The sequence below is a fragment of the Thiobacillus thioparus DSM 505 genome (genome assembly GCF_000373385.1).
GTDB classification, from domain to species: Bacteria; Pseudomonadota; Gammaproteobacteria; order Burkholderiales; family Thiobacillaceae; genus Thiobacillus; species Thiobacillus thioparus.
Genome location: NZ_KB891316.1, coordinates 581,791 through 593,930 on the forward strand (window position 1 = coordinate 581,791; position 12,140 = coordinate 593,930).

Annotated in this window: 9 protein-coding genes; 2 read left to right on the forward strand and 7 right to left on the reverse strand. The window is 65.2% G+C overall.

The features are described 5' to 3' along the window. Positions 1 to 69: 69 nt before the first annotated feature. The gene (gene merR / locus B058_RS0103015; protein ID WP_425425216.1) at positions 70 to 483 is read left to right on the forward strand and encodes a mercury resistance transcriptional regulator MerR; all 414 of its coding nucleotides are present in this window, start codon (positions 70 to 72) and stop codon (positions 481 to 483) included. Positions 484 to 497: 14 nt separating this feature from the next. Here merR and B058_RS0103020 read toward each other — a convergent pair whose 3' ends face one another. The 6 genes from B058_RS0103020 to B058_RS0103045 form a co-directional block, all read right to left on the reverse strand. Next, on the reverse strand, positions 498 to 1,634 hold the full coding sequence (locus B058_RS0103020) for an NAD(P)/FAD-dependent oxidoreductase (RefSeq protein ID WP_018506995.1): 1,137 nt from the start codon (positions 1,632 to 1,634) through the stop codon (positions 498 to 500). Positions 1,635 to 1,692: 58 nt separating this feature from the next. After that, a complete protein-coding gene (locus B058_RS0103025; protein WP_018506996.1) occupies positions 1,693 to 1,866 on the reverse strand; it encodes a rubredoxin in 174 nt (57 codons plus the stop codon). A 42-nt stretch (positions 1,867 to 1,908) separates the two neighbouring features. Continuing rightward, on the reverse strand, positions 1,909 to 2,382 hold the full coding sequence (locus B058_RS0103030; RefSeq protein WP_018506997.1) for a rubrerythrin family protein: 474 nt from the start codon (positions 2,380 to 2,382) through the stop codon (positions 1,909 to 1,911). A gap of 131 nt (positions 2,383 to 2,513) precedes the next feature. Further along, positions 2,514 to 5,585, reverse strand: a complete 3,072-nt coding sequence (locus B058_RS0103035; RefSeq protein ID WP_018506998.1) for an efflux RND transporter permease subunit — start codon at positions 5,583 to 5,585, stop codon at positions 2,514 to 2,516. Continuing rightward, positions 5,582 to 6,694 carry an efflux RND transporter periplasmic adaptor subunit gene (locus B058_RS0103040; RefSeq protein WP_018506999.1) on the reverse strand — a complete coding sequence of 371 codons (1,113 nt, stop codon included), beginning with the start codon at positions 6,692 to 6,694 and terminating at the stop codon, positions 5,582 to 5,584. The genes B058_RS0103035 and B058_RS0103040 overlap by 4 nt, the downstream gene beginning before the upstream one ends. After that, entirely contained in the window at positions 6,691 to 8,088 is a 1,398-nt protein-coding gene (locus tag B058_RS0103045; protein WP_018507000.1) for a TolC family protein, read from the reverse strand. The genes B058_RS0103040 and B058_RS0103045 overlap by 4 nt, the downstream gene beginning before the upstream one ends. Positions 8,089 to 8,340: 252 nt before the next feature. Between B058_RS0103045 and B058_RS16330 the strand changes: the two genes are divergently transcribed. Further along, complete coding sequence (locus tag B058_RS16330) at positions 8,341 to 9,726, forward strand: alkaline phosphatase PhoX (RefSeq protein ID WP_051082005.1); 1,386 nt, start codon at positions 8,341 to 8,343, stop codon at positions 9,724 to 9,726. A 114-nt stretch (positions 9,727 to 9,840) separates the two neighbouring features. Here the strand turns inward: B058_RS16330 and metE are convergent, their stop codons facing one another. Next, a complete protein-coding gene (gene metE, locus B058_RS0103055) occupies positions 9,841 to 12,120 on the reverse strand; it encodes a 5-methyltetrahydropteroyltriglutamate--homocysteine S-methyltransferase (protein ID WP_157265493.1) in 2,280 nt (759 codons plus the stop codon). Between the last annotated feature and the right edge of the window lie 20 nt (positions 12,121 to 12,140).

Below are 12,140 nucleotides of genomic sequence, written 5' to 3' on the forward strand. Positions count from 1 at the left end.
AAGTCCGTACCATGCTACGGTGTCAAGCGGGGTTTACTGGAGAGGAAAACGATCCATCGGATGCCAACCATGCAAGGACTCACGATTTCACAAATGGCACGCGAGTCGAGCGTCAACGTCGAGACGATCCGCTTTTATCAACGTCGTGGCCTGCTGGCGGAACCCGACAAGCCGCTGGGCGGCATCCGCCGCTACGGCCGGGCGGACGTGGCGCGCGTGCTGTTCATCAAGGCGGCGCAGCGCATCGGATTTACGCTGGACGAGGTTGCACAACTATTGAGGCTGGATGACGGCACCCAGTGCTCGGATGCCCGCGCCATCGCCGAGCGCAAGCTCGCCGATGTGCGCACGCGTCTGGCCGACCTGCAGCGCATCGAGGGTGTGTTGACGCAACTTGTCGGCCGCTGCGCCACCAGGCGGGGCAAGGTGCGCTGCCCTTTGATCGACGCGCTGCAACCGCCGCTTGCGCATGACGACACGTAGCGTCCGCGCCAGACTCAGGTAGCCAGTTCCTTCACCAGCGTATTGCGGCGACCGGTTTCGCTGCCGGTGAGCGCGAAGCCCTGCAGGCGACCACAGTCGTCGACATGCAGTGCGCAGATGCCGGTATCGCCGCACGCCACTTTCCAGCCCCCTGCCGCGCCGAGTTTGGGCGGCAGCACGGCCACGGGATGCGCCGGCGTCTTCACCATCACCGGCATCGCCGGGTACACCACCGGCGTCGGCGTGCCGGCGAGCGTGGCGGCCAACGCGCGCGCCTGCACCATCAGCGGCTGCACATAAGGCAGGTTGAGCCCGTCGACTTCGGCGCAGTCGCCCATCGCGTACACATTCGCCACCCCGGTTTCCAGCAGACGATTGGTCCGGATGCCGCGCCCGACCGGGATGCCCGCCGCCTGCGCCAGCCTGGTGCGCGGGCGCAGGCCGATCGCCGACAGCACGACATCCGCCGCGACGGCTTCGCCGTTGTCCAGCCCGACCTGATACCCGCTTGCTGTCGGCTCGACGCTTCTGGCGGTACATCCGAAATGCCAGTTCACCCCAAGTGCGGCAAGGCTATCGGCCAGACGCCGGCCGGCCTCGACCGGTAACAGCCGCTCCAGCGGCCATTCACCCAGGTGGACCACATCGACCGTGAAGCCGGCGTGCACCAGATCGTTGGCGAACTCGCAGCCGATCAGTCCGCCGCCGAGCACCGTGACGCGCTTTTTGCCGTCGAGGGCATCGCGGAAGGCGGCGTAATCGGCCAGATCATTCACCGCCAGCACTGCGGCAGCGCCGCTGCCGGACAGGCCGTGCGGGATCGGATCGGCCCCCAGGGCGAGCACCAGCTTGCCGTAGTCGAGCGCACCGCTGCCGGTTTGCACGCGTTGGTTCTGCATATCGATCGCGGTCACGCGCGCATGCGTGAGCACCGTTGCATGCTGGTCCGCCGCCATTTTCTCCGCACTGGCGCCTGCCAGTGCGGCCGCAGACCTGCCTGCCGCAAGAGCGTTCGACAGGTTCGGCTTGGAATAGAAGGCCCCGTCGTCCGCCGTGACGAGCGTGACGGGCGTGCTCGTGTCGCGCTTGCGGATTTCCTTCAGCAAGGTGTAGCCGGCAAGACCCGAGCCGACAATGACGATGGGGGGCATAAAAAGCTCCTGGAGAATGGAGGCCGCATCGTGCGGCCCCGGTTACATTCAATGGCGTTCAGGCAGCCGTGATTTCAACCATCTCGAAATCCGCCTTGGCCACGCCGCAGTCGGGGCATTCCCAGCCTTCCGGCACGTCCTCCCAACGGGTGCCGGGGGCGATGCCATGCTCCGGGTCGCCTTTGGATTCGTCATAGATGTAACCGCAAACGATACATTGCCAAGCTTTCATGTTATTTCCTTTCAATCGACCAAGTCGTCTTCAATAATTCATTCAGGCGGCAATCGCGTCTTTTTGCGCCTGGTAGTGCATCGCGTGCTTCTCTTCCACCTTGATCAGCGCGGCGAAACGCTTGGCGGCCTTGTCCAGCACTGCCTTGAAGATCTCGGCGTGCACCTTCGATTCGGCGATCTGCTCGTCCATCTCGGCCACCGCAGCGGTGTTGCCTTCGGTCATCGCCTCGTGGCGGAACTTGGGGTACATCTCGGTGTACTCGCGGGTTTCGCCGTCGATCGCATACTGCAGGCACTTGGCCGGCGTCATCGTTTCGTCGGCGAACAGCAGCTCGGCGTGGCCAAAGGCGTGCAGCATTTCCTGCGCGGCGGTGTCTTCGAACACCCTTGCCGTGGCCTCGTCGCCGGCCTTGCGGCACTGGCGCGCAAACCACATGTACTTGATGTGGGCCATCGATTCGCCGGCAAAGGCCGCTTCGAGGTTCTGGATGGTGGGGGACGTCGTGTACTGCATGATTTGCTCCTGTTCGGTTGATTTACGATGCCAATCAAGACAGGAGCAATGTTAGAGAAAACAAATATATCGATCCAACGGAAATCTTGGATGAAAACGATTGATGATATCGATCGGCCTGCCTGAGCAACTCAAGCGAAACGGGCGCGCCAGCGCCGCAGGACCGCCTCCATCCGCGCCATGCTGACGTAGAAGGTGGGGGTGATGTAGAGCGTCAGGAACTGCGAGAAGAACAGGCCGCCGACCACGGCGATACCGAGCGGACGGCGCGCCTCGCCGCCGGTACCGAAGCCGATGGCAATCGGCAGGGTAGCGAAGATGGCGGCGAAGGTGGTCATCATGATCGGCCGCAGACGCACCAGGCAGGCCTCGACGATGGCATCCTCGGCGCTCATTCCCGCGCGCTGCCGGGCCAGGGCGAAGTCGATCATCATGATGCCGTTCTTCTTCACCAGTCCCACCAGCAGGATGATGCCGACGAAACTGAAGATATTGAGTTCGTCGTTGGCCAGCAGCAGCACCAGCAACGCGCCGAATCCCGCCAGCGGCAGCGCGGTGAGGATGGTCAGCGGATGGCCGAGATGCTCGTACAGTACGGCCAGCACCATGTAGATGATCACGACGGTGAACAGCAGCAGCAAAGGCAATTGGACCGTCGATTCCTGGAACTTCTGTGCCGCACCAGTGAATTCCAGCGCCACCTCGGGCGGCACGACTTCGCTGGCGGCATCGTATGCCGCGGCCAGCGCGGCATCGAGCGAGGCGCCCGGCGCGAGATTGAAGGACAGGGTGACGGCCGGTTGCTGGCCGTAGTGGTAGACCGCGATCGGACCCACGCCCGGATCGACCCGTGCCACGGCATCCAGCCGCGTGATCCCGCCCGCTGCCGTTTTCAGGGGCAGCTGGCCGATGACTGCCGGATCCAGCTGGGCTTCTGGCAGCGCCTTGACGTTCACCACGTACTGGTCGCTCGTGCCGTAGATCTCGCTGATGCGGCGCCCGCCCAGTGCGTCGTACAGCGTTTGCTGAACCTGCTGGGAGGTGATGCCGAGCCGGGCGGCTTCCAGCGGATCGAGCGTGACGCGCAATTCGGGATTGCGCAGTTCGAGATTGCTGTCGACGTCCTCCATCTGGGGCAGCGCTTCCAGCCGCTTCTCGACCTCGGCCGACGCTGTCTTCAGCGCCTCGAAATCGCCCGATATGAGCGTCAGCTGGTAATCGCTGCTGGAGGCCAGCGCGCCGACGTTGATCGAAGCCGGGTTCTGCAAGGTGACGTTGACGCCGCTGACCTTGCGGGTGATCGCGCGCAGTTCGTCGATCACCTCGTCTGCGCTCTTGCGCGTCCCGCGCGGCGTCAGCCGTATCACCAGCCGCCCGATGTTGCCGCCGGTCACGCCGCCGCCGCCCTGACCTGCGCTCGACATCAGGCCTTCGACGGCCGGGTGCTTCTGCACGAGTGCGGCGAGTGTCTGTTGGCGCTTGGTCAGCTCGTCGAACGGAATGCCTTCCGGATACTGCACGCTGGCGAAAATCATTCCGGAGTCGACGCGCGGAATGAATCCCTGCTTGACGTGACCGGACAGCCACAGCATCGCGGCCAGCACGATCACCGAGAACAGCAGCATGCCCCCTCGGTGGCGCATCGACACGCGCAGGGTGTCGCCATAAAAATCACGGAAACGATTGAAACCGGCATCGAACAGGCGCGACAGGCGATTGTTGAGCGGCTCGTTGACCAGCCCGCGCGCGCACAACATCGGCGTGAGCGTCAGCGCCACCACGCCGGAGAGCAGCACGGCGACGCCGATGCTCACCGCAAACTCCTGGAACAGCCGCCCGATCATGCCGCCCATGAAGAGGATAGGCAAGAAGACAGCAGCGAGCGAAATCGTCATCGACAGCACGGTGAAACCGATCTCCTGCGCGCCGTCGAGCGCGGCCTGCATGCGCGGCTTGCCCATTTCCAGGTGGCGCGCGATGTTCTCGATGACCACCACCGCGTCGTCGACCACGAAACCGATCGCCAGCGTGATCGCCATCAGGCTCAAATTGTTGAGGCTGTAGCCCAGCAGGTGCATGAAGGCGAAGGTGCCCAGCAGCGAACTGGGCAGCACCAATGCGGCGATCAGCGTGGCGCGGACATTGTGCAGGAAGGCGAAGATGACGAGGATCACCAGGCCCAGTGCGAGCAGCAGGGTGAAGTTCACCTCGTGCAGCGAATCCTTGACGAAGCGCGAGCGGTCGAAATGCACCTGCAGGCGAACGCCGTCGGGCAGTTCCGCTTCGATCTGCGGCAGCATCGCGCGAATGCGGTCGGCCACCGCGACCGTATTCGCGCCCGGCTGGCGCTGCACCGCCAGCACGATGGCGCGAGTGCCGTTGTACCAGGTGAGCGCCTTGTCGTTTTCCACGCTGTCCTCGGCACGGCCGAGATCTTTCACCCGCAATGCAGTACCGTCGTGATAGGCCACGACGATGTCGCCGAAGTCCGCCGCATTGGCCAGCGCCACCGGCGCCTTCACCGTATAAGCGCGGCTGGCGCCGTCCAGCGTGCCGGACGGCAGGTTGGCATTGGCATTCTGTACTGCCTGGATCACATCGGCGAAAGTCAGCCCGCGCTGCTGTAGCTTGGCGGGATCGAGATACAGGCGCAGCGCGTATTTCTGCGAACCGAACACCAGCACCTGCGCCACCCCGGACAAGCCGGACAGCTTCTGCGCCACGCGCGAATCGGCGATGGCGTCGAGCTCGGTCAAAGGCAGACGCTCGGCCGACAGCGCCAGATACATGATGGGCGAATCGGCCGGGTTGATCTTCCTTAATTGAGGCGGGTCCATGCCCTGCGGCAGGTTGCGTGCCGCCTGCGCGATTGCGGTCTGCACGTCCTGCGCGGCGGCATCGATGTCGCGCCCGAGCTCGAACTGCAGCGTGATGCTGGTCGAGCCCTGGCCCGATTGCGAACTCATCGACTCGATCCCCGCCACGGTCGCCAATTGCCGCTCCAGTGGCGTCGCCACGGTGTTGGCCATGGTCTCGGGGTTGGCGCCGGGCAAGGAGGCGCTGATGCGCAAGGTCGGAAAATCCACTTGCGGCAGATCGTTTACCGGCAGCTGCATGTAGGCGATCGCGCCGAACAGCGCCATCGCCAGCACCAGCATCAGCGTGGCGACCGGGCGCTCGATGAAGAGCCGCGACAGATTCATCGATGCGTGCCTTCGAGCTTGACCTTGCTGCCTGTCTTGAGGCGTTGCGGAATCTCGATCAGCACCGGCTCGCCGGCGCGCAGTTCGCCTTCGACCACCTCTTCGCCGTCGAGGCTGCGCGTCACGTTCACCGTCTGCACGACAGCCTTGCCGCCGCGCACCACATACACATACGAGCCGATCTGGGCGTGCTGCAGCGCAGCCTCCGGCACCACCTTGGCGTTCGGCTCAATGCCCAGACGCAGACGCACCCGCACGCCCTGTCCCGACAGCAGCGCGGTCGGCGCCCCGGCCAGCCGCACCTTGATCGGGACCGCGCCCGTGGTGGCATCGATCTGCGAATCGACGAACACGAGCTCGCCCTGCGCCCGGACAGTGCGATCCGTATCCCGGAACACCTCGGCCGTCACCTTGCCATGCGCCCGTGCAGCCGCAAGCTCGGGCCAGTCCTGCTGCGACACGCTGGCCCGCACGTCGAGCGTGCCGGGCGCCAGGATCGTCGTGAGCGGCGTACCACCCGCCTGCACCAGCGTGCCGGGGCGTACGGCGATACGCCCGACGCGCCCGTCGATCGGCGCGCGAATCTGTCCGTATGCCACGTCCAGTTGCGCCGCCTCCAGCTCGGCGCGCGCGGTGCCTGCGCGCGCGCGCGCGGATTCCAGTGCCAGCTGCGCGTCGGCGAACTCCTGGCGGCTGATGTAGCCCGACTTCATCAGTGGACTGAGGCGATCGAGTTTCTGGACAGCATCGGCCGTTTCGGCGCGAGCGCCGGCCAGCGTGGCCTGGCTTTGCGCGATACGTGCCTGCGCGGGGCGGCTATCCAGGCTGAAAAGGACCTGCCCTGCTCGCACGGCGTCGCCTTCCTGTACATGCTGGCGCAACACCGTCCCGCTGGTCTGGGCGACGATGGCGACCTGCTGTGCCGCTTCCAGCGTGCCGGGCAGGTCGATCACCCGCGGAAAGTCGCGCACTGCCACCGGGACCGTCCTGACGCTGAGCGCACGATCTCCGCCGCCCTTCTTGTCGCCGGATGCTGAATGCTGGATGCGATAGGCCACCCCGGCCATCAATCCGAGTACAACGACGACCAACAGGATACGCATTTTCATGGGGGGCTCGCAGGAGAGGTGGCGGGCAGGCGGCCCAAGGCATGATTCAAACGGGAAAATGCCGCCAGCCAATCGCTATCGGCCTGCGCCTGCGCCTGGCGCGCGCGCGCCAGGTCGGCCTGGGCGGTCAGCCATTCGAGCAGGCTGCCGACACCGGTCTTGTAGCGCGCTTCGGCCGCCTGCGCCGATTCGCTGGCGCTGTCGAACTGCGCTCCCACCCCCTCGCGCTGGGCTTGAGCCTGGCGGACATCGTAATAGGCATCGGCCACTGCCAGCGCAACCTGGCTGCGCTGCGCCTCGGCATCGGCCTGCAGACGCTCGGCATCGCGCGCGGCGGCACGCGCCTGCGCGGCCAGCCGCCCGCCGTCGAACAGCGGCATCGTCACATTCACGCCGACGCTGTAGGTCGTCGACGGCGAGCGATCGCTGTCCAGAAACAGCGTGCGCCCGGTGTTGGCCGCCAGCGACAGGCTTGGCCAGCGGGCCGCGCGTGCGCGCTCGGCCTCGAAGCGTGCGCTGGTCGCGGCAGCCTGCAGGGCTTGCAGGTCGGGGCGATTGCGCTGGGCCTCCTGCAACAGGTCGGCCAGCAGGGTCGTGGCAGCCAGAGGATCCGGCGGCACGGCCTGCCAGTCGAGTTCCAGCGTTTGCGTCTGGGCGAGGCCCGCAGCCTGTTTCAACGCGGCTTCCGCCTTGGCCCGGTCACGCTCCGCTGCCTGGCGCGCCAGTTCGGCCTCGACCAGCGCAGCTCGCGCACGCAGCTGGTCGGCACGCGAGGCCAGCCCGCCCCGCAACCTGGCGTCGACCGCGTCGAGGCTGGCGCGCAAGGCGGTTTCCTGCTGGATCTGGGCGGTGACCTGCGCACGCGCAGCCAACAAGGCAAAATAAGCGGCCTCCACTTCGGCAACGGTATCCTGCAGGGTGCGGTTGCCGGTCAGCAGACTGGCAATGAGCTGATAGCGCTGGGCATCGATGCTGGCGGCGCGTGCGCCGAAGTCGACCAGCACATAGGCCAGGCTGAGGCTGGGACCGTAGCGGTCGAGCGTGGGCACCTGCGCGCCCGAGCTGGACAACGCCCGGCTATGGGTGAAACTCAATTGCCCCGTGAGCGTCGGCCAGTTGGCCGCGCTGGCGGCATCCAGCCGCGCCGCCTCGGCCTGGATGCCGAGCCAGGCCGCGCGCGTCTCCGCCCGTTCGCGCAGCGCATGGTCGGTCAGGGCGGCCAGGCTGGCGAAGCGCACGACGCCCGTTGGCGTCGCAGCCGGAACGGGCAAGCCATCCGGCTGCGACCAGAAGGTGCCGGGACGCTCAGGCAGGTCGAGCGCTGCCGCACGTGCCCATGCCGGGCACAGCGCTAGCGGCACGCATAACAGGAAGCGATGCAGGATGGTGTTCAAAGTGAGGGGATTCTAAACGAGTCCACTAAACGACAGTGGGCGCATAACCGAGTTCCGCCCGCACCCGACGGAGAATCGGCATTTCTCCTGCAGATGGTGGAGATGCAATACGCATGACATATCGCCTCATTAGGATGCCCCGCGTACTGATTCGATCGACGTCCGGCATACGGTGCCCTCATCAGCCTGCTTCCGTAGTCGATCCGTACCAGTCATCAGTACAACCTCCATTCACGATCAAGGGAACTCCATATGACACTCAAGAAACTCTCGCTCGCAATCGGCCTGGTTCTGGCCGGTTCATCGGCCTTCGCTGGCAGCGCATCCTTCGACCACTTCGTGCCCATGACCGGCGACGTCGGCGCCGGCACGCTACCCGAGTCGGCCCCCTACAAGCTGGCCTCGCCGCATTTCAGCCAGATGACCATCGTGGCCCGCGACCCCGCCCAGGCCCACCGTTTCGACAGCGGCAACTACGACATGCACACCGTGAACGAGAATGGTCCCGAAGCCGGCCGTTTCCTGTTCACCGTGTTCGAAACCGGCCAGGCCGGCATCCAGCGCACCGATCTGCGCACCATGCAGACCGAGACCATCTGGCACAGCCCTTCTGCCGCGCCCGCACTGGACAGCCACGTATCCTTTGACGCCTCCCGCTGGACTCCGTGGGGCACCTTCCTGACCGCCGAAGAATCGTGGAGCGATCCGGCCGGCCCGACCAGCAAGTACGGCCGCCTGTTCGAAGTGGTCAATCCGCTGGCCGCACCCGCCGACATCGTGATCAAGCACCGCGACATCCTGCCGCGCGTCTCCCACGAAGGCCTGGCGTTCGACCAGAAGAACAATCTGTACTTCATCGACGAGCGCGACAATAGCCACATCTTCAAGTTCACCTCGGCCAACCCGCAGGCCGACAACGGCGACGACTTCTTCGCCGCCGGCCAGACCTTCGTGCTGCGCGTGGGAGACGGCACGGTCAAGGAAGCCACCGGTGCCGCCGCCTGGGTTCCGCTGACCGACAACAACGGCGTCGCCCTGCCCGGTGCCGTGGTCGTCACCGACCCCAACGGCCTGACCGCGATCGACGGCCGCGCCACGCCGAAGCTGCCGGCCTTCCGGGGCACCGGCTTCGATCGTCCTGAAGACCTGGAAATCAAGACGCTGAAGAACGGCAAGCAGCAGCTGTATGTGGCAACCACCACCAACCACAAGGTGTTCTCGATCGACCTGCGCAGCAACACGGTCAAGCTGTTCGCCAGCCGCGACACGCTGGACATGGCCACCAGGCAACGGGCCGGCAGCGCCTTCACCAACCCCGACAACCTGGCGATCGACGCCGACGGCAACATCTACATCGTCGAAGACCAGCCGGGCGGCATCGAGGACATCTGGTTTGCCAGGGACGAGAACGACGATGGTGTCGCCGAAGCCATCGGCAAGTGGGCCAGCCTGTCGACCAAGGGCGCGGAAAGCACCGGCCTGTACTTCGACAAGTTCAAGCCGAATGTCGCCTACGTCAACGTGCAGCATCCCGACAGCGGCGTCGATCGCACCATCATGATCAGCACACCGTGCCCGCAGGCGAAGAATGACCACGACGACGACCATGGTCGCGACCGCGATCACAATCGGGATTGAATGAGCCGGCGCTGAGCCGATCTTCAACTCGCCGTCAGTAGCTTGACGGCATCAGGCGCCCTGCCGGTGCAAGCCGGCAGGGCTTGCTTTTGCGCAGACAAACCACTGCACCGGCTATCGGATTGCGGACTGTAGCGACTGCCGCATGGTGTGGGCCGCCGCCACCATGTTGGCGAGCGCCGTTTCGGTTTCCGCCCAGCCGCGCGTTTTCAGTCCGCAGTCGGGATTGACCCAGAGCCTGTCGGGCGCGATCACCTGGGCCGCCTTCTCCAGCAGGCGCGTCATGTCCTCCACATCTGGAATGCGCGGGCTGTGGATGTCATACACGCCGGGGCCGATTTCGTTCGGGTAGCTGAACTCGCCGAAACCGCGCAACAGCTCCATGTCCGAGCGGCTGGTCTCGATGGTGATGACGTCGGCATCCATGGCCGCAATGGCGGGGAGAATGTCATTGAATTCCGAGTAGCACATGTGGGTGTGGATTTGCGTCGCATCGCTCACCCCCGACGCACTGATGCGGAATGCCCGGCTCGCCCACTCGAGATACGCGGCCCAATCTGCTTTCCTCAATGGCAGGCCTTCCCGGTAGGCTGGTTCGTCGATCTGGATGATGCCGATGCCGGCTGTTTCAAGGTCGGCCACTTCATCGCGGATCGCCAGCGCGATCTGCAGGGCAGTGGTTGCGCGCGGCTGGTCGTCGCGCACGAACGACCATTGCAGCATCGTCACCGGGCCGGTCAGCATGCCCTTCACCGGCTTCACGGTCAGCGACTGCGCATGGCGCGCCCAGGCCACCGTCATCGGCCGTGGACGCGACACGTCGCCATATATGATCGGCGGCTTGACGCAGCGGCTGCCGTAGGACTGCACCCAACCGTTCTGCGAGAACGCAAAGCCGGACAGCTGCTCGCCGAAATATTCGACCATGTCGTTGCGCTCGGCTTCGCCGTGCACCAGGACGTCGAGCCCCAGCGCTTCCTGTTTCTCGATGGCGTGCCCGATCTCGTTCTGCATGGCTGTGGTGTAATCGGCCTCGCCGAGCGCGCCCGCCTTGAAGCGGGCACGCACATGACGGATCTCCGGCGTCTGGGGAAACGAGCCGATGGTCGTGGTAGGAAAATCCGGCAGCTTGAAACGCTCACGCTGCACGGACTGACGAACCGCGAACGGGCTGTTGCGCACGTCATGGATGGAAGTCAGGGCGGCCAGCCGCGCAGCGACCGCCGTATTGTGTACGCGCGATGAAGCCCCGCGGGACGCCAGCGCCCGGGCATTGGCAGACAGTTCCGCAGCCGCCGCCTGACGCCCCTGGTTGAACGCGGTCTTGAGCGTGGACAAGGCCGCGATCTTGTCGTCGGCGAACGCCAGCCAGTTACCCAGCTCCGCATCCATTGCAGTTTCGCCCGCCAGGCTCGCCGGCACATGCAACAGCGAACACGAAGGCGCCACCCACAGCCGGTCGGCCAGGCGTGCATGCAGGCCCTCGAAGCGATCGACCACGGCGTTCAGGTCGGTCTTCCAGATATTGCGGCCATCGATCACGCCGACCGACAGCACCTTGGTGGCAGGCAGCCAGTCGATCACCTGGGCAAGCTCGTCGCCGCCGCGAACGCAATCCACATGCACGCCGGCCACCGGCAACTTCAGCGCCACCAGCAGGTTCTCGCGCAACGGCCCGAAATAGCTGGCGAGCAGGAGCTTGACGCCCGCGCCGTTGAGGGCGTGATAGGCGCGTTCGAAAGCCGATCGCCACTCGGCGGGCAGGTCGAGCGCGAGGGCAGGCTCGTCGATCTGCACCCATTCGACCCCTTGCGCTTTCAAGCGCGCCAGAATCTGCGCATAGACCGGCAACAGCCGGTCGAGCAGGTCGAGGCGATTGAAACCCGCCGCCTTTTCCTTGCCCAACCACAGGAAGGTCAACGGGCCGATCAGCACCGGCTTGGCAGCGAACCCGGCCGTCTGCGCCTCGGTCACCTCGTCGAACAGCCCTCCGGGATCGAGCGCGAAATGCGTGTCCGGTTTGAACTCGGGGACCAGATAGTGATAGTTGGTATCGAACCATTTGGTCATCTCCATCGCATGGCACGCGGCATTGCCGCGCGCCAGCTGGAAATATTCCGATAGCGCAATCCGCTCGCCAAAGCCGAAGCGTTCCGGCACGCATCCGAGCAGTGCGACATGGTTCAGCATCTGGTCGTAGAACGCAAAGTCGCCCACCGTCACGAAATCCAGCCCGGCCGCATGCTGCTGCCGCCAGTTGGCCTGGCGAATGCCGCTGGCCACGGCCTTCAGCGCGGCTTCGTCGATTTCGCCGCGCCAGCAGGCTTCCTGCGCAAATTTCAGTTCGCGATTCGGACCGATCCGCGGAACGCCCAATACGTGTGCCCGTGCCATGTGCATGCTCCCAAGAAATG